This is a genomic window from Mycobacterium basiliense (assembly GCF_900292015.1).
Taxonomy (GTDB): Bacteria; Actinomycetota; Actinomycetes; order Mycobacteriales; family Mycobacteriaceae; genus Mycobacterium; species Mycobacterium basiliense.
The window spans coordinates 2,384,042-2,404,340 of the sequence record NZ_LR130759.1 but is presented as its reverse complement, the minus strand read 5'-3'; the positions used below and the strand labels follow the sequence as shown (position 1 = coordinate 2,404,340).

Sequence of the window (20,299 nt, the reverse complement as noted above, 5' to 3'; positions counted from 1 at the left end):
GTGGCGCGCCACGCCTTGATCAGTCTTCCCAAACCGCTAAACCAAACCCCGTGCGCCCGTAGCCGTCTCCCGAATACAACAGGAAGCGCTGTCCGGCATGGTCGAATACGCACGGGTACCCAACCATATCGGAGTCCCAACTACCGGGCGATACGTTGATGCCGCCATCTTTACCGAGTTGCTGCCAGGTCAAACCGTCCTGCGAGATGGCACTGTAAATGCGATAGCGTGCGCCGCGGGCGCAGTACCACATTCGGTACAGCTCAGGATCGCGTACCACGCAGGGTCTGGCTGCGGCGATGTCGTCACAGCCGGTTGTATCCACGGCGACGAAGTCGTGCTTGTTCCAGTGAATGCCGTCACTGGATTCCGCGCTCTTGATGACATGCGGGAGTCCGTCCATGTTCTTTGTATTCTGCTCCCAGCACACATTCGAGCCATACCACATTCGGTATCTGCCTTCATCCAGAATTACCCACGGATAGGAAATCGAATATGGATCGCGCTCGTCGAGCGTAACCACCGGGAATGTGGACCATCGCTCGAACTGCGCACCCGCCTCGCTAATCGCCAGGCCGATGGCGTTTTTCCATGGCACGGTCACGGCGAGATTCCAGCCCATGTAATAAAGGAAGCGCGTATCGCCCACGCGCACAATCGATCCTATCGAAACACCGCAGTCATCGAACATCCCGAGAGCGCCCGGGCGCAAAACCGGCTCTGCCGAAATATCCAGAACCTTGCCGCCCACCGACAAGTCAACGACCACGCAACCGATGCTGGACCGATTCTGGTCGTCGCGAGTGCTGAAGTAGATTCGGAAAATATCGCCATCAATCCACTCAGGAACGGGTTGCGCTGCGTGCGTGCGCGCCCAATCGAGTGTGCCTGATGGCACATATATTCTGCCGAGTTTCCGCCAAGCCATCAATACTTGTTAAGGCCGGTCATTGCGCGACTGTACCACCCGAGTAGTTATTTACCGAAACGTTCCCAACTCGCCTGCGGAGCAACATGAAGAGCAGCCTCGAGGGGCGGCGACGCCTGCGCGAAGTCCGGGCCATAGATTCTTCGGATAATCGTGTAGGGCCGCTGCTTGGTTTCGGCGAATATTTTTGAAATGTAAATCCCGATCAGCCCCAGGCAGAATATCGTCAAGCCACCCAACATCCAAATGGAAACAATCAAGGATGGCCAGCCGCCTAGCAGAGTCCTAAAGAAAAGACGGTCGATGATGAGGTATCCCGCCGCCAAGCTCGAAATGATGAAAATGGCGGCACCAAGATAGAAAATGAAGACCAAAGGCTTGTTGCTAAACGACGTGACGTTGTCGACGAGCGCCTTTACCCGGTGCGCGAAGGTATATGTCGACGTTCCCTTCGACGCCTTGTCCACGGACATGGGGACCTGGTCATACCCCGTGATCTGCCACAGACCGGCGATGGACAGCTCCCGCTCCTGGTGCTGGACCAGACTGCGCACATAATCGGCTCTCATCAACCGGACCGTGAGGACGTTTTCGTGCAGCGGGGGGTCGCACAACATGGCAGAGGCACGATAGGCGACTTTCGGGCCAAGATTCTTCCACCACCCGCCGGGCCGCTGAGCCTGGCAGCCAAATACCACGTCGGCGTCGGTCGACACCAATTTCTCGTAGAACCGCTCCAGGAGTCCCGGATCCTCCTCCAGGTCCGAGTCGATCAGAAAGACGAGATCCCCCGTCGCGTGCGCCAGTCCGGTCATCATCGCCTTGTAATGACCGAAATTTCGTGAAAGCTGAATAACCCGCACACAGGGGTCGCTGCCGAGCAACGAGATCGCCCGATCGAGCGATCCGTCCGGAGAGCCGTCATCGACGAAGATCATCTCGACATCGCTGGTGACCTTGTCCGCCGCCGCGCGGGCGCGCCGATAGAACTCCAGCACGTAGGGCTCGGACATGTACAGAGTCGTTACGATCGACAGACGCATCCGCAATCCAATCCACCACCGCTAAGCATTCTTCCGGGATCATACCGAGGGCTGACCAGCCTGGACTGGCTTTTGGCCGCGTTCGACCCAAATCGCAAATGGCGAGCCACCTGGCCAGCTCCCCGGCAAGATTTCTTTGCCGCCTTTGTCGTCTGTGCCGAAATACTCGACTTTTGTTGTGACCCATAATGATTCGTTGATCGCCCGCGGTTTCGGCGCTGTGGGCGTGCCACCGGCTTGCCTGCTCGATAAGACAACTGAACCGGGCGATTTCGCCAATTCGCTGCAGCGACCGGTCAGTTACTGCCGAGCACTCCACGCGCGGTGATCTCGATCTGACGGTCGAGGGGCGCGCTGGCCAATTCCCACCGCTGGCACCGAAGCTGCCAGTCGCGACCGTCGGAGTGGTATCGATCCGGATCGCGGGGGTCGACCTCATCACGGCTGATCAGCGCATCGGGACGCACCACCGAGGCGATGTGCGCGGCAAGCTCGGCCATCTCCACCAGCTCACCACCGCTATCAATGGTGGCCGGGCCGACACCGCCCTCCGCGATCGCCACCGCCAGCAGCTCCTCAGCCAGGGTATAGCGGCGAAATACCGGACGGCGCGCGGTGATCCTGATGGCCCCGGCCGCTGCGGCCCGGATCATCGAACCCAACGCATAAGCCTCCGGCCTCTGCACATGGGCTCCCGAGATGCTCCAGGCACGCGCGACCACGGGCACCGCCCCGCTCTCGGTGGCGGCCCGTACCAGGCGACCCTCGGCCTCGTGCTTGAGGTAGCCGTACGGGTTGTCACGGATCGGGCCGCGGAGCGCGTCGTGCGGGTAAACCGCCGCTCCGCTAGAAATCGTGACCGCAAGGCGTACGTCTGCCAGCCGTGTCGCGTGGACCAGGCGCTCGGTCAGGGCGCGGTTGGCAGCAACGTAGTCTCCCAAGGGCATGCCCGCGACTCGGTCCCGGGTGAGAAACGCGCAGTCCAGCACGACAGTCGGCGCGAAGGCAGCCACTTCCCGGTCGTCCCACACCCGGCACTCGATGGCGCAATCCCCCACCCGGATCATCCGGGCGCGGCTGGCCAGGGCCAGCGTGGGCAGCCCAAGCGGGGCCAACAGGTCCAGCGCAGTGCGCCCGAACCAGCCCGTCGCACCGGTGACCAGTATCCGATCCCTGCCCAGCGCCCGCGCCGCCAGGGCGCGGGCGCCTCCATCCACCAGTCCACTCACGCCACGGGCCAGGAATTCATTGCCGGGAACGGAAACCGCGACGTGCGTTCCCCTCACCGCGTCGGAGTCGACGCAGGAACCACACTGCCCCGAACGTGCCCGCCCCACTGCCCGCCCACCGCAGCACGGGGCGTCGCATCGCCACGCCGTACCAATGCAGATACGACGGCAACCAGCCGACCAAGTCAAACTTGCTGGTGCCGGCGGTCCGGTCTTCCCAGCTGCTGGGCACCTCATCGACTCGAAAACCCGTCAAATGCGCCTTCGTCGTGAGTTCCAATCCCACTTCGAACCCCTTGACGCTCTCCACCGCAACGTCGTCGAGGAAGCGTCGGCTATAACCTCGAAAATTCGTGGTCGCGTCATGGGTGGGCATCCTGCCCACGTAATGCAGGCTCAGCCCCGCCGTCCTCGACATCAACGTCTTCAACCGGGGCCCGCCGGTCTGCGAGCCACCGGGCATGTATCGCGATCCGCTAACGATGTCCGCACCCTCGTCGCGGATCTTGGCCGCCATCAGCGGAATGACCGACGGTGGATCGGACAGGTCGGCCATGCTCGTCACGACGACATCCCCACGGGCGGCCGCGAAGCCCGCGATCAGCGCATTCGCCACGCCCTTGCCGATGGAGTTGCGGATCAGCCGGACGGTCGCCGGCTTGTCTGGCATCGCCGCAAGCGCCGGCAACGTGGTGTCCTCGTCGAAGTCGTAGCAAATGAGCAGTTCGTGGGGCAGTTCCGAGAGCGCCTCGGTCAATCGGCGGACGCAGACTTGAATGTTCTCGCCCTCGTTGTACACCGGGATTACCACGCTGACCAAACGATCGAGGGCGACTTCGGAGCGAGCTTTGCGGGCGCGGATCACGAACTGCTTGCCGAAGAACGGCCACATCATTGGGGAGCGCAGATACCGCCGCACCAGGACCGGCGCCTGCGGCCAGGGCGACCTCGTCGTGTAGGGCAAAAACCGGTCGTGGTGGTCGATGATCTTCAGATGCTGCGATTCCAGCACCTCGATGAGCGAACGATCGCTGATCGGCACCGTGTGGTCCCAGAAATCCCAGTAGTCGCCGCCGAGAAAACGAATATTGGGACCCATAGCGATCAAGTGGCCACCCGGTTTGAGCACACGGCGTGCTTCAGCGATCGTGCGCTCCACCTCGGCTTTGCTCTGCAAGTGCTCGAGCAGGTTGCTGGTGAAGACCACGTCCACCGAGTCGTCGACCAAGAAACTGAGATCGTCGGCTCGGCCACCATAAAACTCGACGCCTGGCTCGAGCATGCTGGCGCTGTCGGGGTTCAGGTCAACACCGATCCTGCGGGCCGCGCTCACATGATTGAGGAACTCGCCGTAACCACAGCCGAGGTCTACGACCGTGTCACTGCGTCTCACCCAGGCCTGAAAAAAGTCCCCGACTAGTACGCCCCAAATGGCAGAACGCGATTCGCGGGCATGGCCAAAGCGATTGCGGTAGATCTGCTGCAGGTCGGGTTCACCCGCGATGCGCATGGCATCCTCGTGGGTTGCACCAACACACGTCAGATCGTCCCGGCCTCAACTGCGTTCACGATCCACGGGATGACTTCGTCGAGCATGGCGTCAAGCGTAGTCGTGGCCTCGAAACCGAGTACCTCCGATGCTTTGTGAACGTCGGGAGAGCGGAGCTGGACGTCATGCTCGAACGGCGGATCGCTTTCATAGCGGAACGGCGTATCTGGCCGCATCTTGCGCCAGATCACTTCGGCCAGCTCCAGCACCGTGGTGGCTTCGGGCGTCGAGAGATTGAAGTCGCCGTTGAGCGCGGCCGGGTGCTCCATACATATGCGGATGCCCCGCGCCAGGTCACCACCGTAGGTGTAGTGCCGAACTTGGGTACCGTCCCCGAGGATGTGCAGCGGGTCTTGGCCTTTGACCACCTTCTGAATCAGGTCCGGAACGACGTGGCTCATCGCGAGTTTGACATTGCCGCTTGGGATTTCATGGCCGCCCAGCGCCCGTTGCTCACCGGTTCCGACACAGTTGAAGGGACGAATGATGGTGTACGGGAGTCCGTACTGCTCGTATGCTCCGTGCGCGAAGTACTCACAGGCCAGCTTCTGAAAGCCGTAAGTGCTGGTCGGGGGCGGGCATTCGGTGATGTGTTTTTCCGGCGTCGGGAAGATGCTCGCATTCTCGAACACCATGGACGAACTGATCACGTTGATCTTCTTCAGCCATCCCTTGCGGTAGGCGTGGATGGCCGTATCAAAGTGGGCCGCCGCGATTCGCTCGTTCTCGGCCAGCAAATCGTAGGCGTACTCGTGGAAATAGGTGATGCCACCGATGCGAGCCGCGCTGGCCACCATCTGCTCGCAACCCTCGACCAGTTCGAACATCAGGTCAACGTCTTTGACGTCGCCCTCGACGAAGTGGTAGTTGGGGTGGTCGTCGTAGCTCTTGGCCACCTTGCCGTATTTGGAGTAGTTGTCGATCCCAACCACTTCGTGCCCGGCACCCAACAACTCTTCGACGACGTACCCGTTGATGAATCCTGCGCTGCCCGTTACTAGTACCTTCACCGGGCCACCGCCGCCGTGCCCAGCGTCGCGAAATTCACTCCGTTGCATGGGTCATCGTCAAGCTCGCTGATGTCCAGACATCCCCAGACGTCCTCCACCACCTTGCCCCGCGGCACGCGAAGACCTCGGTAGGCGGAGTGAGGCACACCTACAACGATGACATCGGACCGGTCCAGCACGGTCTCTAAGGGGTAATAATCCTTACCCTCGAGGAACGGGTCGTGCAACATCACTTCCTTTGCTTCCAGCATCAGCAGGTGCCTGAGTTTAAAGCTGAGTGAGTCGCGGGTGTCGTCGCAGTCAGCCTTGAAGGTCATGCCGAGTATGCCAACGGTCCTGTCGCGCAGATTAACCCGGCGCTTGAGCATATTGACGATGAACTGCGGCTGGCCTTCGTTGATCAGCATGGCCGAATGCCCGAGCATAAAGTTGTTATTGCTGAACGCCGCGAGCTGCATCGTGTCCTTGAGCAGGCATGGGCCGGCGGCAAGTCCGGCTTTCGGAAGGCTGTCGACACGACCGTTCTTGTAGGTCGCCGCATGGTGGACTCGATCGAAATCGAGCCCAGCCTCGCGGCTGAGCAGATAAAACTGGTTGGCCACCGCGAACTGAATGTAGCGGTAGCTATTACAGAAGAGTTTGGCCAGTTCCGCTTCTTGCGGCTCGACCTCGATGATCTCGCTGGCAATGTGCGCGAACAGTTCGCGAACTACGCGAAGCCCCTCGGCGTCGAAACCGCTGATTATCTGAGGAATAATCCGCAACTCGCGGATCGAGTGGCCCTGGGCGATGCGCTCAGGGCAGAACGTGACGTGCACGCCAATGCCACGCTCGGAGAACATGTCGTGAACCCGCTGACTCAGTCCCGGGTAAACGGTGCTTCGCAGAATGAGTGTTTGCCCATCATGGAAGAACGGGCTGATTTCATCGATCACACGAAAGAACGTGTGCGCCTGGGGCGTTAGGTATTCGTCAACCGGCGTGCCAACCACACAGATCACGATGTCGGAGTTGCTGACCACCTGCGCATCGGTGCTTGCGCCGATACGCCCGGTTGGCAACAGCCGCTTGAGAAGGTCCTCGGCTCCGGTTTCGATGAATGGCATTCGACCGGCCATGATGGTCTCCAAGGCCTCGGCATTGGTGTCGAGGATGTCGACGTTGTATCCCTCGTCGGCCAGCACCAACGCCAGCGGTAGCCCGACGTGGCCGGCGCCCCCGACGATACAGATTCGCTCAGACGCTTGAGTTGTCACGCGAACCGCCGCCTCCCCTTCCTGCTCTCGGCCTCGTTAAGGGATTTGACCATAACAAGGCCGGTCGTTGTCCATATAGATGGTGTTGGAGCCTACGAGATCACCGCCAGAGCGTGCGGCATTTCTAGCGAACCAACAAGGCCGGTCCTCCCCGCGGCTCCGTTGACTGCGGTTGCCTTTCGCTACAGCATTCCACGCGTGCCGGGAACTTGTCTTTTGATTGGTGAAGATCAGAATCGCCACGGCGCGGACCACGTTTGATTGCTGAGTTCTGGCCCGCAGCGTCTTGGTAGCGGGTAACTTGGCTGCCCATGGGGCTGGCGGGGGGCTTGAGCGTGCACACCAGCAGTGAGACCACGCGCAGGAAGCTGCGTTATGGTGCGGTGGCGCTGGTCTTTCTGCCCATCGGCCAGGGCCTCATCCAGGTGCTCGGCCCATGGCTGAACAACTACACCCTCGCCTCGCTGCTGGCCGCGGGTTTGGCCACGATTCCCAACTTTTTCGCCAATAGGCACTTCGTCTGGCGGGCAACCTCGGATGGCGATCTCCGCAGGCAGGTGTTGCTGTTCTGGACGATGGTGATGCTCGCCGTTTTGCTAGCCACCGGCTTCACCTACCTCGTCGAGGGCGCCATGGCGGCTCGGCCGGCGCCAGCGCACGGCCTGGCCGTATTCTTCGCCCAGCTGCTCGGCTTCGGTGTCGTATGGGTTGGCCGGTTCCTCATCCTGGACCGATGGCTCTTCAAGTTCGATGAACGCCCCGCCGAACACGCCTTCATGGCCTTCGGCGAGATTCGGGCCTGATCCGGGATAGCTTGCACGCATGGTTTCAACGCGGTCGGAACGCGTCAGGTCCTGGTGTCCCGAGACGACATGGGGCTCCGCACGCTGGCAACGTTGCCTGGCCGCCCTTGTTGCCGTGGTCTTCTTCTGGCCGCAGGTGCCCGTCGAAGCCCCAACCGGGGTCGACCCGTCCTGGCAGGCCGCCGTGGCGTTGGGCCAAACCCGCCATCTCGCCTGGGGGCCGCAGATCGTCTTCACCTATGGACCGCTGGCATTTCTGCAGGACAGCTCCTACTACTCGACCACTCAGGCGGTGCTGTCCACCCTCTACCAGGTAATCGTCGTCGCCGCCCTGTTCCTCGGTATTGCGGCCGTGTTGCGCCAACGCTATCCACCGCTGACGTCGCTCGCGTTCGCCTTCGTGACCACCGGTATCACCGCCATCGCGCTCGGTTCCATGTATCCCGAAATGGTCGTACTTGCGGCCTTTGCCTGGGCCAGCGTTCCCCTGTTGGGCGCCACGAGTCGACCCTCGACCGTGTTTGTCACCTCTACTGTGCTCGGTGCGGTCGCGGGACTTGAACTGCTGGTCAAGTTCAACACCGGCCCCGTCGTCCTGGCGATCGCCCTGGGCATGTCGATGTTGCTGGATTGGAAAGCTATCTGGCGTCACTGCGCCACCGTCGCCGCGTTCGCCGGCGCTGTTCCCATCGGCTGGCTGCTCGCCGGTCAACCACTGCAGAACCTGCCAACGTGGCTCAAACTCAGCTCGGAGATTGTGTCCGGCTATATCGATGCGCAATCCGTACCCATCCCGTTGGATGCCGCCGGTGCGGTTGCTTTGACCCTTGTCTGGATCGTCGCGATTTGCGTCATGTTCCTTCGCGGCGGCCGGCACATCCCACGCAAGTACGTAGTGCTTGTCGGCCTGGTGACTGTGCTGGTGGCGAAGAGCGCGTTCGGACGCTACGACACGATTCACTTCGCCGCGCTGCTCGGATTGATGGTCGTTGCGATGACGATTGGCGGTGTGTTCGAAATACTGCCTCGGGCAGGCAAGTTCGTTGTGGTCGCGGTTGTTGTCATCTTTGTCGCCGGCGTTGTTGCGATCGAGATCCGCCCGCTAGGAGTGATACAGGCGCCGGCACGCGCGCTTGATCGTTTAGCCACCGTCGCTGTGCCGGGTCTGGCGCGCAGCCATATCGAGACGGCCAAGGCGCGTCAACGCCGGCTTTACGACGTCCCGAGCCGCTTTATCAAGACCATCGGGCCCGATCCGGTCCACATTGACCCGGACGAAACCTCCGCGGTGTGGGCCTACGACCTGGCCTGGCGCCCTGCGCCGATCTTCCAGACGTACTCGGTGTACACACCGGCGCTTGACAAACTGAACAGCGACACGCTCTCGGCCGGTCCGCGATTCGTCCTGTCACGGCGCTCCCCCACCTCTCCCGCCACCGGCATCAATCAACGACTGGGCGTGCAGGAGAACCCGCTATATTCGCGCGCGCTGCTGTGCAACTTCCTGCGCAGCGCAGTGCAGGACGACTGGGCGCTGTTCACCCACACCCGACCCCGCTGCGGACCGCTTGACCCGATCTCGCAGGTCGTCGTCCGCGATGGCGACGCTGTCGCGGTGCCCGCACCGAGTGGACCCGACAACGCCGTGCTGGTGGGTATTGATTTGGAACCAACCATCGTCGACCGGCTATTCATGGGATCTCTCGTTCCGCTCACTTCCTTCACGGTGATCCTGGACGGGGTCAGCTACCGCCTCATCGCCGCCAACGCCGCCGAGCCGTTTCTGGTCAGGACACCCAGTTCGGTCCACAGCACCAACCTCGAGATTGCCTCCCGCACAATCGGTATCGACCGCAGCCGGTCCCTGGGTCAGTCCAAGCCGACTGCGCGACTGCGCTTCTATGAGATGCGCGTCAGCCCCTAACACGCGCTCCGTTCGATCGGCGGGAAGTAGCGCAACGCGGTGGGCGCCCCACCCCCTTCGCGGGCCACGGTCGGCTGTCCCCGCGATCGCCTGCCGTGAGACGCGTGTCGGGCGCTGTCCCGCGGGGTTCGCTGGCGCAGGATTGTGCTGCACACCCTCACCCGGGTTGCCACCACCGAACGCAAGGGGACGCGATGAGCAATCACACCTACCGCGTGATCGAAGTTGTCGGATCATCACCCGACGGAATCGACGCGGCGATCCGCAGCGGCCTGGCTCGCGCGGCCCAGACCATGCGCGCCCTGGACTGGTTCGAGGTCGAGTCCGTGCGCGGCCACCTGGTTGACGGCGCCGTCGGCCACTTCCAGGTGACCATGAAGGTGGGTTTCCGCCTCGAGGATTCGTAGGCGTTTCGCTTGCTCAGCCGGCAACGGCTCCCGGCTCCGAGTACGGCGCCCCGATCCCGGTGACTGGCTGGTAACCGCGTTTGCGCGCTTTGGCGGCGGCCTGCCGGATTAAGGCGTAGAGGGCGACAAAACCGGCATGGTCGGTGGCCACCAAAGGGGTCAGCAGCCGGTTGTGCACCAACGCAAACGCCACCCCGGTCGACGGATCATTCCATCCGACGGAACCACCCATTCCGACATGGCCAAATCCGGGCATGATGTTGCCGATGGGCAGACTGTGATAGCCCAGGTGGAAAGCCAGCGGCACAAAGAGATTGCGATCAGGCCGCAACCGTTGTCGCTCGCCGGTGAGGCCGGCCACCAGCTCTCTGGACAGGAATTGGGTGCCCTCGATCTCGCCGCCGTTGGCGATCGCGCCATACATCCGCGCCAGCGCGCGGGCCGTCACCACTCCGTTGGCCGCCGGAATCTCAGCATCGAGTAACGGAGTCTCGCCCTGCACCGCGGCCAGCATGCCCGGAAAGTACATCGAGCGGAATCCGCCGGAGAGCTGGCTGGCAATCTTGTGCACGGCACAGGTCAGAACCGGATTGGCCGCGATGTCCTGCGGCATGATGATGTGCGCAACCCGGGTGGACGAGCCGGCCGGGGGCCGGCCCAGATGAACGCCATCGGTGTCCAGCGGCTCGGCAAGCTCCTCACGAAACAGGACCCGCATGTCTTTGCCGGTCACCGCCCGGGCCAGCCCCGACATCAGCCAGCCGAAGGTCAGCGCGTGATATGCCGACTTGCCCAGCAAACGCCCGGGAGCCGCCGCCGCCAGCCGCTCTTCCATCACGACGTGGTCCAACAAGTCCGCCTGAGTGGCGCCGCGCAGACCCGACAGGCCGGCCGTGTGGCGCATCACTGCACGGACCGTCAGGTCTTGCTTCCCGTTGGCAGCGAACTCCGGCCAATATTCGGCAACCGGCGCCTCATAGTCGATCAGCCCGCGGTCAGCCAGCCGGTGGATCACCGTGGCCGCCATGCCCTTGGTCGCCGAGAACACCATCGGAGCGGTGTCCGCTGACCACGGCTCGTGGCCCTCGCGGTCTGACCACCCTTTCCACACGTCGACGACCGGTTCGCCGTCGAGATACACCGCCAGCGCTCCTCCGCCGAACCGGCGGCCGGGAAACATGCTGGAAAACATCCGAACGACGCATCCAAAGTGGGAGTCCGCAGCCCCGGACACACGATGACCTGCGTCACGGTCATCGTGAGAACGAACGACGCGGCGATTGACTCCAATGTCTACCGTCACATCTTCGAATTTACTTGGCTTTCATAGAGCCCAGTGTCAAACCGGAAGTAATTTACCGTTCCGTTAGGACGATGCGATATTCAGTATTTCCTGGGCGGCCAGAGCGGGGGTCAATTTGCCGTCGCGGACCCGACGTTCCACCTCGGATCGGACCTTACGCACCTCCGGATTGGACAGCACGCGGTCCAGCACCGTGTCGCGGACCAGTTGCCACGTCCAGTCGACTTGCTGGTCGCGGCGACGAGCTTCGAATTCGCCCGCCTCGGTGAGCACCTGGCAGTGCCGCTCAACGGTGTCCCACAGCTGCGTCAAGCCTTCGCCTTCCAACGCACTCATGGTGAGAACCGGTGGTCGCCACAGTGTTTCGCGCGGGTAGATCAATCTGATCGCCGCGGACAGCTCCCGTGCAGCCAAGCGGGCATCACGCAGATGGTCTCCGTCGGCCTTGTTCACCACCACAATATCGGCCAGCTCCAGCACACCCTTTTTGATGCCCTGCAACTGGTCACCGCTGCGCGCCAAGGTCAGCAGAACGAAGGTGTCCACCATGTTGGCCACCGCGACTTCGGACTGGCCGACGCCGACGGTCTCGATCAAGATCACATCGAAACCTGCGGCTTCCATTAGGACCACCGTTTCTCGGGTGGCCTTGGCCACCCCGCCCAACGTGCCCGAGGTCGGCGACGGCCGGATGTAGGCGTCGGGGTGCATCGCCAACCGCGCCATCCGCGTCTTGTCTCCAAGAATCGATCCGCCGGTTCGCGTTGAGGAGGGGTCGACGGCCAAGACCGCAACCTTGTGCCCCTGCCCGATCAGGTGCATACCGAGGGCCTCAATGGTGGTTGACTTCCCCACCCCTGGCACCCCTGTGATGCCCACCCGGTGAGCGTTCCCGGAATCGGGCAGCAGGGCCAGCAGCAGCTGTTGCGCCTGCTCACGATGGTCTGCGCGGGTCGACTCCAGCAGGGTAATTGCCCGTGGCAGCGCGGCGCGATCACACTTGCGCACGGCCGCCGCCAGCTGCTCCGTGCTCACGTTGCCAGCCTCATTCGGGGCGCCGAGCGTAACGTTAGGGCGAGAAAAGTCGCGGGCGAATTTGGCCATTGCGTCACGCCCGTGGAAAACCTATTGCCGGCCACTAATTCAGCGTGTATCCCAGCCGTTCGGCCAGCTTGTGCAGCAAGCCGATGGCGGCGTCGGCGATCACCGTCCCGGGCGGATATATCGCGGTAGCGCCGGCCGCGTACAACTCGTCGAAATCATCTGGCGGAATGACCCCGCCGACCACGATCATGATGTCGGGCCGGCCCACATTGACCAGCGCGTCGCGCAGCGCCGGCACCAGCGTCAGGTGCCCGGCGGCCAACGACGAGACGCCGACGACGTGTACGTCGTTGTCCGCGGCCTCGCGGGCCACCTCATCGGGCGTGGAAAACAGAGACCCGACGTCGACGTCGAAGCCGATGTCGGCAAACGCCGTGGCAATCACCTTCTGACCACGGTCGTGACCGTCCTGGCCCATCTTGGCCACCAGGATGCGGGGACGGCGGCCGTCAGCCTCGGCAAATTTCTCGACGAGTTCGGTTGCCTTGGACAGCGGGGTGATGTTGCCGCCTCCTTCAACTTCATCACGGTAGACGCCGGCGATGGTACGGATTTCTGCCCGATGGCGCCCATACACCCGCTCCAGGGCGTCGGAGATCTCCCCGACGGTCGCCTTCGCTCGGGCCGCGTCGATCGCCAACGCCAGCAAGTTGTTGCCCAATCCGTCCGGTCCGGCGCGGCCGTGCGCGGCAGCGGCACGGGTCAGTTCCGCCAGCGCGGCCGCGGCCGCCGCCTGGTCCCGATCGGCCCGCAATTCCTGCAGCTTGGCCAACTGTTCGGCGCGCACCCGGCTGTTTTCAACCTTGAGCACCTCGATCTGCTGGTCCTCGTCGACCTGGTACTTGTTGACCCCAACCACCGGCTGCTGGCCGGAATCGATGCGCGCTTGAGTGCGCGCGGCCGCTTCCTCGATGCGTAGCTTGGGAATGCCGTCGCTGATGGCCTGCGCCATGCCCCCGTGCTCAGCGACCTCCTCGATGTGGGCACGCGCCCGCTGCGCTAACCGATGCGTCAGCCACTCGACGTAGTAAGAGCCCGCCCAGGGGTCAATCGGCCTGGTGGTGCCGGATTCCTGCTGCAACAGCAATTGGGTGTTACGGGCGATCCGAGCAGAAAAATCGGTGGGCAACGCCAACGCCTCGTCGAGCGCGTTGGTATGCAGCGACTGCGTGTGACCCTGAGTGGCGGCCATCGCCTCGATGCAGGTGCGGGCGACGTTGTTGAACGCATCCTGCGCCGTGAGCGACCAGCCCGAGGTCTGCGAATGGGTGCGGAGTGACAGCGATTTGGAGTTTTTCGGCTCGAATTTGGCCACCAGCTCGCTCCACAGCAGCCGACCCGCGCGAAGCTTGGCAACCTCCATAAAGAAATTCATTCCGATGCCCCAGAAGAAGGACAACCGGGGCGCGAATTTATCGATGTCCAGACCGGCATTCAGGCCCGCCTTGATGTAGTCGACACCGTCGGCAAGGGTGTATGCCAGCTCCAAATCCGCTGTGGCGCCGGCCTCCTGGATATGGTAGCCGGAAATCGAGATGGAGTTGAACTTCGGCATCTTGGCGCTGGTGTAGGCGAAAATGTCGGAGATGATCCGCATGGACGGCTTGGGCGGATAGATGTAGGTGTTGCGGACCATGAACTCCTTGAGGATGTCGTTCTGGATGGTGCCCGCCAGTTTCTCCGGCGGCACACCCTGCTCCTCGGCCGCGACCACATACAACGCCAGGATCGGCAGCACGGCACCGTTCATCGTCATCGACACCGATACCGACGACAGGTCGATGCCATCGAACAACTGTCGCATGTCGAGGATGGAATCGATTGCCACGCCGGCCATTCCGACATCACCTTGAACTCGGGGGTGGTCGGAGTCATAGCCTCGGTGGGTGGCCAGGTCGAAGGCCACCGACAATCCCTTCTGGCCCGCGGCCAGATTCCGGCGGTAGAACGCGTTGGAATCGGCGGCGGTGGAGAAACCGGCATACTGCCGAATGGTCCAGGGCTGGTTGACATACATCGTCGGGTAGGGGCCGCGAACAAAGGGCGGCTCGCCCGGGAAACTGTCCAACGGATAGCCGTCTGCCTCGGCGGCCCGCCGGTCGGCGGCGATATAAACCGGTTTGACGTCAATGCCTTCCGGGGTGTGCCAGTGCAACTGATCGGGCGTGTGCCCATGTGTTGCTGCGGCCGCTGCCACGTACTCTTCGACAGCGCCTTCGGTAACGGCCTGTACGGCTCGCTCACTATGGAGCGGTATGTCGGCGAAACTGCCAATTGCAGGTGCAGTGGTGGTCATCGTCACTACGCTCCCAACCGGGTAAGCAGATTCGAAAGGGCTTGGACTGCATTAATTTTGGCGGTCAGGAACTCGTCGGGCCGCTGCGCGTCATCGGCCACGTCCGCCAAAGCCGTTTCCGGTCCGGCCAGGTAGACCCGGTCAATGCCGGCGTCTCTCGCCGCCCGTATCACGTCGGCGGCCTCGTCCTGGTATCGCTTGTCGGTACCGCAGATAACCGCAACCGTCGGCGATCCCGCCCCACAGACCACCTTCCTGATACCGGCGGCGTCGACCGTTCCCGGGTTGAGGGCCTCGATGCCGCCCGATGCTAATAAGTTGGTCGCGAACGTCGCCCGGATATTGTGCTCGGCCAGCGGGCCCAGCGGCAGCAGCAGCGCCTGCGGCCTTGTCCCCTTGCGGCCCAGGTAGTCATCCGACCGGTCGCGCAGAGCTTCGAATTCAGCCGCATAGCGCAGCAACTTTCCCGCTCCAACGGGCGAAAAAGACGTATCACTGCAGGGCAGAACAGGTTCGCTGAGGTCGGGAAATTCGTTGACGCCTGTGATCGCGATGCGCCGATGCGCAATGTCGTCGGTGCGGCGCGCCGCAAGATCGGCGATGCGGCCGGCCAGATAGTCATGGGCGTCGACGAACCCGCCGTGCGCCTCGATCGACTGGAAATGCTGCCAGGCCTGCTGGGCCAGCTGTTCGGTGAGGTGTTCGACAAACCACGCCCCGCCGCCCGGGTCCAGGACCCGGCCGACATGGGACTCTTCCAACAGGAGCAGTTGGGTGTTGCGGGCGATCCGGCGAGCGAAACCGGTCGGCGAGTTGGGAAAGCCGCCTGGGATCGCCACGTCGAAGGGGTACACCAAGACGGTGTCCGCGCCGCCCACCCCGGCGCCGAAGCCGGCCAGCGTGCACCGCAACATATTCACCCAGGGGTCGCGCTGGGTCATCATCGGCAGCGACGTCTCGGCGTGCAACATGGCTGCGCCGCCATCCGGATCCCCGGCCACCTCGGCGACTCGGGCCCACAGCAGACGGGCGGCCCGCATCTTGGACAGCGTCATGAACTGGTCGTCGTCCGCGGCCAAGCGAAGGCTGATCTGGCGCAATGCATCGCCGACCGGGAGCCCGGATTTGGTGAGCAAACGAAGATAGGCGACCGCGGCGGCGATGGTTCCGGCCAGCTCCCAGGCCGCGGTGGCCCCGAGATTGTGAAACGCGGGTCCGTCGACGGTAATCGCTCGCACGCGTCGATAGCTGGCCACCCGTCCCGCAACCGCGACGACCTCTTTGATCGCCGGGGCGGGACGTTCGCTGAGCGTCGCGGTTAAGGGGTCGGCGCCCAGATCGATCGACACGGTGCCGCGCTGGGCGGTATCCAGCCGGGCCAGCAGCTCCAGCATCACCTCGCAGGCCGCCGAGTAGTCCGCGCCCGCGTCGAGGATTACCGGCGCCAGGTTCAGGTACACACCCGCGAGCAACGCTTTGAGCTGGTCGGGCGCCACGCCGGCATCCCCCACCCTGACCAGCAGCGCGCTGACACCGTCGCCGAGCGCGGCCAGCAACGCATCGTTGGCGTCACGGACGGACGTGCCCTGGGCCGGAAACGCCTCGACAACCTTCCAGCCCGACTTGACGTCGCGGGCCGCATCGCCACCGCGTACGTAGGGCCAGTGGCCCGGCAGCGGCGGCTCCGGCAGCTCGTCGAACACGCTGTAGAGCGCCCGGATGGCAAATCCGTCGTAGGTTGCGGCGTCCAACGCCTGCTCGGGATGATCGCCGAGCTCGGCCGGGTCACCGCGGGTGGTCTTGGAAAGCACACCGGCCACCGCGCTGCGCCAACGCTCGCGAACCTGTTCTAGGTCGGCGAGCCCGGGTACATCAATGGACACCGACTGCTCCTATTTACGCAGCAATTGCCAACATTGTTTCCAGTTGCTTGGGGACTGCTACTTAACTAATCAGGCTAATTGATCAGGGTGGGCGCATAGGCCTCCAGGTGCCCCAATAGATCCCTGAGTGTGATAAGAAACGCCAGCGGAGGGAAACGAGATATTCACCTTCGACCCGTACCCTTGGAAGGCGTGACGGCCCAGGCCACCTGCAAAACCAGCGATACGGTGCGCGGTATCGCGACCGCGCTGGTGGCGGCTGCGCGTCAGATATCGCTGCAGCGGATGGTGCTCACCGTGGCGGGAATCACAGTATTGGTCGTGGTCGCCCTGCTGGTGCAACTGCCCACCGCGGTGCAGATGCGGGAATGGGCGTCGTCGGTCGGCCCGTGGTTTCCCTTGGTATTCCTGTTGGTGCACGTCGCCATCACGGTGCCGCCGTTCCCCCGCACTGCGTTCACCGTGGCTGCCGGGATGCTATTCGGGCCGGTACTCGGCATAGTGCTAGCGGTGACCGCCAGCACCGCGAGCGCGGTGTTGGCGCTGCTGCTGGTCCGCGCAACCGGGTGGCGGCTCAACCGCCTGGTGCATCATCGCGCAGTCGATCGGCTGGACGAGCGCTTGCGTGATCGCTGCTGGCCCACCATCTTGTCGTTGCGCCTGATTCCCGCCGTACCGTTCGCCGCACTCAACTATGGCGCTGGCGCTTCAACGGTGCGGGTGACTCCCTACGCGCTGTCCACGCTGGCGGGTCTGCTGCCGGGTACCGCCGCGGTGGTGATCCTGGGCGATGCGCTCGCCACTAACGGCGATCCGCTGCTGGTCCTGATATCGGTGTGCACCGCCGCGCTGGGGATGACGGGCCTGATCTTCGAAGTCCGCCACTACCGACGGCAACATCACCGGGATGCGCCGCAGCTCGACGACCCGCCGGTGCGTGAGCCGGCGATTACCTGCTGACCGGGGTTGCCGCCCGGAGCAACGGTTGAGCGCGCTCCCGGTTGGCTGAAAAGATCTCTCAAATGGTGAGGGTTAGCGCCCGCGAACTTTCGAATGTGGCGCTGCAGCAGTCCCCGGCTCGCACCGCACTACTGGTGGTCGGGGCGCTGCTGTGTCTGGCCGTGGCGGCCGGCCCATTCTTGGCCAATCGCATCCAACGGAATCGTGACCGGCGTGCACAGGTCTTCCCTGGCACCGATGTGCCCTACTCGGCGCCGGAACGTCGACGAACCGACGGCGTGAGACTTTCGATCGTGGCGCTGGTCTGCGCCGTCGCATTCGTGGCTTTCATCTGGACGCCGGGTCGGACCGCGACCACGCTGCGGCCCCCGATCCCGTTGCCGAGTACCGATGCCATCGGTCCCGGCGCCGGGATCGCGGTCAGCTATGCCGACGGTTCCGGGGGAATGGGCTGTACAGCCGGGTTTTTGGTGCGCACCAGCACCGGCAAGACCGGTGTGCTCACCGCCGGTCACTGCAACAAGCCGGGGGAAGCGAGCAAGGTAAGCATCAACTACACCGGAACCAGCCCGTACGTGATAGTGGGCACGTTCAACCAGACCATCAGCGAGGGACTTCGCGGCGAAGCTCACGACATCGGCCTGATCGTGCTCGATTCCGGCAACGTTCCACGAACCTCGGCCATTGCCGCGTCGCTACCGGTCACCGGGGTGGCAGATAACCTGCGGATAGGCCAGCAGCTCTGCAAGTTCGGCATGCGTACCGGCAGGGCCGAATGCGGGCAGATCACCGACGTCACCGACAGCAAGGTCGAGTTCCTAGCGGCCAGTCAGTGCGGCGATTCCGGAGGTCCGGTATACGCCATCCAAAACGATGGCAGCGCAATCGCAGTGGGTATCCACATCCGCGCCGGGCGGCCCAACGACCCCAACCCCGGGTGCTCGATCCCGGCAACCTTTTCCATCGCCGAGCTGGTACGGCCATGGCTGGACAAATGGAATCTGACCCCGCTTACCGGGCCGAACTGAGGCACCCGCCGACGGTGAGCCCGGCGCACTCAGGTGCCTGGTCAGATCGCCACGTCGGCGATCCGCAGGTCGGGGTTAGCCACCACCTGATCAATGATGGCGAAGAACGCGGTCACCAGTGTGTCCACCGTCGCCGCGTCGAATATGTCGACGGCGTACTCGATCTTTCCGTACAACGGATCGGCGTCCTCCATCAACAACGTGAAGTCATACGTACTGACGGCTCGGTTGAGCGGGCGAGGCTGCAAAGTTGCCCCGGCGAACTCGGTCGACTTCACCGGCGGTCTGAAATTGTATTGTGCCCGGTAAAGCGGCTCCCTGACCAGGTTCGGCCAGTTCGGCTTTCCGTGCTGATCCAGATGCCGATTCTCTTGTTCGAGATATAGCGGCAACGGCAATGACTGACGAGCCAACGCCTGCAGCACGCCTTCGCGGACCCTGGTCAGGACGTCACGGAACGCCGGAGAATCGGCCATGTTGGTGCGCACCACCGTGTAGTTCGAGAAGTAGCCGATCAGTTGCTGGGTTTGCTGGTGCTGACGGTTCACCATAGGGACACCAACCGCGACGTCGTCAATGCCCGCGGTACGCGCCAGCAGCACCTGTAAGCAAGCAAGCATCGTCATGAACAACGACGCACCTTCGCGCCGCGAGAAATCGCGTAGCCCGGTGGACTGCGCCGGCGTGAACGCGAAGTGCGTGTGGGCACAGCGGAAGTCGCGCTCGGCGGGTGGCTCACGGTCCCAAGGAAGATTGGCGGGCGGCAGATCGGCGAGCAGATTCCGGCAGAACTCGGCGTCGCTGCGCCACTCACCCCGTTTCAGCCAACCCGCTTGCCACCGCGCGAAGTCTCGGTATTGCACCGGCAACGACGGCAACTGGGCTCTGCGGCCCGCGATCGTGGCCCCATACAACGCGGCCAGCTCGGACAGCACGATATCCAGTGACCAGCCATCGGCGATCAGGTGATGGGCCACGATCGCCAGCACAGTGGCATTGTCTGCAATCCGGTACAAGCCCAACCGCACCAGCGGCCCGCTGGTGAGATCGAACGGGTTGCGCAGCAACCCCTGCGCATGATCTAAGGCGGCTCGCTCCGCAGTGCCGGCCCCCCGGTCGCGCAGGTCAATGATCACCAGATCAAAATGCGGCGCCGGACCGATTCGCTGCATCGGATTCTGCGGCGTCGGATCGATCCTGGTTCGCAGCGTCTCGTGCCGCATGGACATCTCCTGGGCGCAGAGCCGGAACACCTCGACGTCAACCGGCGCATCCAGGCGCGCGCAGAAACCGATGTTGTATAGCTGCAAGTCCGGTGTCTCACGCTGCCTGTCGAACAAGAATTGTTGTTCGTAAGAACACTCGGCCAGCGCGGACGGTGCCCCCGCAATCAGTTGAGCTGGACCGGTCGGCCGGAGGCTGCCATTGCGCCAGCGGGCAAGCAACGCCGCTTTGGCCGGGGACAGGGTCGGCTCCTCAGCTGCCATCCGCCCTCCACGCCAGCCGGAAGCCAACGTGCCTGACAATGCAAACACGGCGGGCTTGGTGTGCACTCCGCAGCCCGAGCACGGGCCGG

16 protein-coding genes are annotated in these 20,299 nt (G+C 63.3%); 5 read left to right on the top strand and 11 right to left on the bottom strand.

Annotated elements, in window-relative coordinates:
- Nucleotides 1–19 precede the first annotated feature (19 nt).
- From MB901379_RS10355 to MB901379_RS10330, 6 genes are all read right to left on the bottom strand, one after another.
- The gene (locus MB901379_RS10355) at nucleotides 20–928 is read right to left on the bottom strand and encodes a mmar_2318 family lipooligosaccharide biosynthesis protein (RefSeq protein WP_158016625.1); all 909 of its coding nucleotides are present in this window, start codon (nucleotides 926–928) and stop codon (nucleotides 20–22) included.
- Between the two features lie 47 nt (nucleotides 929–975).
- The gene (gene losA / locus MB901379_RS10350) at nucleotides 976–1,971 is read right to left on the bottom strand and encodes a glycosyltransferase LosA (protein ID WP_158016624.1); all 996 of its coding nucleotides are present in this window, start codon (nucleotides 1,969–1,971) and stop codon (nucleotides 976–978) included.
- A gap of 296 nt (nucleotides 1,972–2,267) precedes the next feature.
- Nucleotides 2,268–3,188 (bottom strand): NAD-dependent epimerase/dehydratase family protein, encoded by a 921-nt coding sequence (locus MB901379_RS10345; RefSeq protein ID WP_232022036.1) that lies wholly within the window; start codon nucleotides 3,186–3,188, stop codon nucleotides 2,268–2,270.
- Between the two features lie 28 nt (nucleotides 3,189–3,216).
- Complete coding sequence (locus tag MB901379_RS10340) at nucleotides 3,217–4,710, bottom strand: glycosyltransferase (RefSeq protein WP_232022035.1); 1,494 nt, start codon at nucleotides 4,708–4,710, stop codon at nucleotides 3,217–3,219.
- 29 nt (nucleotides 4,711–4,739) lie between these two features.
- Complete coding sequence (locus MB901379_RS10335) at nucleotides 4,740–5,759, bottom strand: NAD-dependent epimerase/dehydratase family protein (RefSeq protein WP_158016623.1); 1,020 nt, start codon at nucleotides 5,757–5,759, stop codon at nucleotides 4,740–4,742.
- The gene (locus tag MB901379_RS10330) at nucleotides 5,756–7,015 is read right to left on the bottom strand and encodes a nucleotide sugar dehydrogenase (RefSeq protein WP_158016622.1); all 1,260 of its coding nucleotides are present in this window, start codon (nucleotides 7,013–7,015) and stop codon (nucleotides 5,756–5,758) included. The genes MB901379_RS10335 and MB901379_RS10330 overlap by 4 nt, the downstream gene beginning before the upstream one ends.
- Nucleotides 7,016–7,350: 335 nt before the next feature.
- Here MB901379_RS10330 and MB901379_RS10325 point away from each other — a divergent pair, with 335 nt between their 5' ends.
- The 3 genes from MB901379_RS10325 to MB901379_RS10315 all read left to right on the top strand — a co-directional run bounded on the left by MB901379_RS10325 (nucleotide 7,351) and on the right by MB901379_RS10315 (nucleotide 10,149).
- Complete coding sequence (locus tag MB901379_RS10325; protein WP_232022034.1) at nucleotides 7,351–7,818, top strand: GtrA family protein; 468 nt, start codon at nucleotides 7,351–7,353, stop codon at nucleotides 7,816–7,818.
- Nucleotides 7,819–7,837: 19 nt separating this feature from the next.
- Entirely contained in the window at nucleotides 7,838–9,742 is a 1,905-nt protein-coding gene (locus MB901379_RS10320) for a cyclin family protein (protein ID WP_158016620.1), read from the top strand.
- Nucleotides 9,743–9,936: 194 nt separating this feature from the next.
- A complete protein-coding gene (locus MB901379_RS10315; protein WP_158016619.1) occupies nucleotides 9,937–10,149 on the top strand; it encodes a dodecin in 213 nt (70 codons plus the stop codon).
- Between the two features lie 13 nt (nucleotides 10,150–10,162).
- On the opposite strand, the gene lipL is transcribed toward MB901379_RS10315, so the two are convergent.
- The 4 genes from lipL to mutA all read right to left on the bottom strand — a co-directional run bounded on the left by lipL (nucleotide 10,163) and on the right by mutA (nucleotide 16,735).
- Complete coding sequence (lipL, locus tag MB901379_RS10310) at nucleotides 10,163–11,452, bottom strand: esterase/beta-lactamase LipL (RefSeq protein ID WP_158016618.1); 1,290 nt, start codon at nucleotides 11,450–11,452, stop codon at nucleotides 10,163–10,165.
- Between the two features lie 63 nt (nucleotides 11,453–11,515).
- Complete coding sequence (gene meaB, locus MB901379_RS10305) at nucleotides 11,516–12,487, bottom strand: methylmalonyl Co-A mutase-associated GTPase MeaB (RefSeq protein WP_232022033.1); 972 nt, start codon at nucleotides 12,485–12,487, stop codon at nucleotides 11,516–11,518.
- A 103-nt stretch (nucleotides 12,488–12,590) separates the two neighbouring features.
- Nucleotides 12,591–14,852 (bottom strand): methylmalonyl-CoA mutase, encoded by a 2,262-nt coding sequence (scpA, locus tag MB901379_RS10300; protein ID WP_158016616.1) that lies wholly within the window; start codon nucleotides 14,850–14,852, stop codon nucleotides 12,591–12,593.
- 5 nt (nucleotides 14,853–14,857) lie between these two features.
- Nucleotides 14,858–16,735 (bottom strand): methylmalonyl-CoA mutase small subunit, encoded by a 1,878-nt coding sequence (gene mutA / locus MB901379_RS10295; RefSeq protein WP_158016615.1) that lies wholly within the window; start codon nucleotides 16,733–16,735, stop codon nucleotides 14,858–14,860.
- A 192-nt stretch (nucleotides 16,736–16,927) separates the two neighbouring features.
- Here mutA and MB901379_RS10290 point away from each other — a divergent pair, with 192 nt between their 5' ends.
- Together MB901379_RS10290 and MB901379_RS10285 are read left to right on the top strand one after the other, a co-directional pair.
- Entirely contained in the window at nucleotides 16,928–17,695 is a 768-nt protein-coding gene (locus MB901379_RS10290; RefSeq protein WP_174237008.1) for a TVP38/TMEM64 family protein, read from the top strand.
- 62 nt (nucleotides 17,696–17,757) lie between these two features.
- The gene (locus MB901379_RS10285; RefSeq protein ID WP_158016614.1) at nucleotides 17,758–18,723 is read left to right on the top strand and encodes a S1 family peptidase; all 966 of its coding nucleotides are present in this window, start codon (nucleotides 17,758–17,760) and stop codon (nucleotides 18,721–18,723) included.
- A 41-nt stretch (nucleotides 18,724–18,764) separates the two neighbouring features.
- On the opposite strand, the gene MB901379_RS10280 is transcribed toward MB901379_RS10285, so the two are convergent.
- Nucleotides 18,765–20,210 carry a condensation domain-containing protein gene (locus MB901379_RS10280; RefSeq protein WP_158016613.1) on the bottom strand — a complete coding sequence of 482 codons (1,446 nt, stop codon included), beginning with the start codon at nucleotides 20,208–20,210 and terminating at the stop codon, nucleotides 18,765–18,767.
- Nucleotides 20,211–20,299 lie beyond the last annotated feature (89 nt).

What these genes read in the sequence shown, in the direction of transcription:
- MB901379_RS10285 (WP_158016614.1), top strand. Translation starts at nt 17,758, where the DNA reads ATGGTGAGGGTTAGCGCCCGCGAACTTTCGAATGTGGCGCTGCAGCAG.
- MB901379_RS10320 (WP_158016620.1), top strand. Translation starts at nt 7,838, where the DNA reads ATGGTTTCAACGCGGTCGGAACGCGTCAGGTCCTGGTGTCCCGAGACG.
- MB901379_RS10340 (WP_232022035.1), bottom strand. Translation starts at nt 4,710, where the DNA reads ATGCGCATCGCGGGTGAACCCGACCTGCAGCAGATCTACCGCAATCGC.
- MB901379_RS10280 (WP_158016613.1), bottom strand. Translation starts at nt 20,210, where the DNA reads ATGGCAGCTGAGGAGCCGACCCTGTCCCCGGCCAAAGCGGCGTTGCTT.
- losA (WP_158016624.1), bottom strand. Translation starts at nt 1,971, where the DNA reads ATGCGTCTGTCGATCGTAACGACTCTGTACATGTCCGAGCCCTACGTG.
- MB901379_RS10355 (WP_158016625.1), bottom strand. Translation starts at nt 928, where the DNA reads ATGGCTTGGCGGAAACTCGGCAGAATATATGTGCCATCAGGCACACTC.
- MB901379_RS10315 (WP_158016619.1), top strand. Translation starts at nt 9,937, where the DNA reads ATGAGCAATCACACCTACCGCGTGATCGAAGTTGTCGGATCATCACCC.
- scpA (WP_158016616.1), bottom strand. Translation starts at nt 14,852, where the DNA reads ATGACCACCACTGCACCTGCAATTGGCAGTTTCGCCGACATACCGCTC.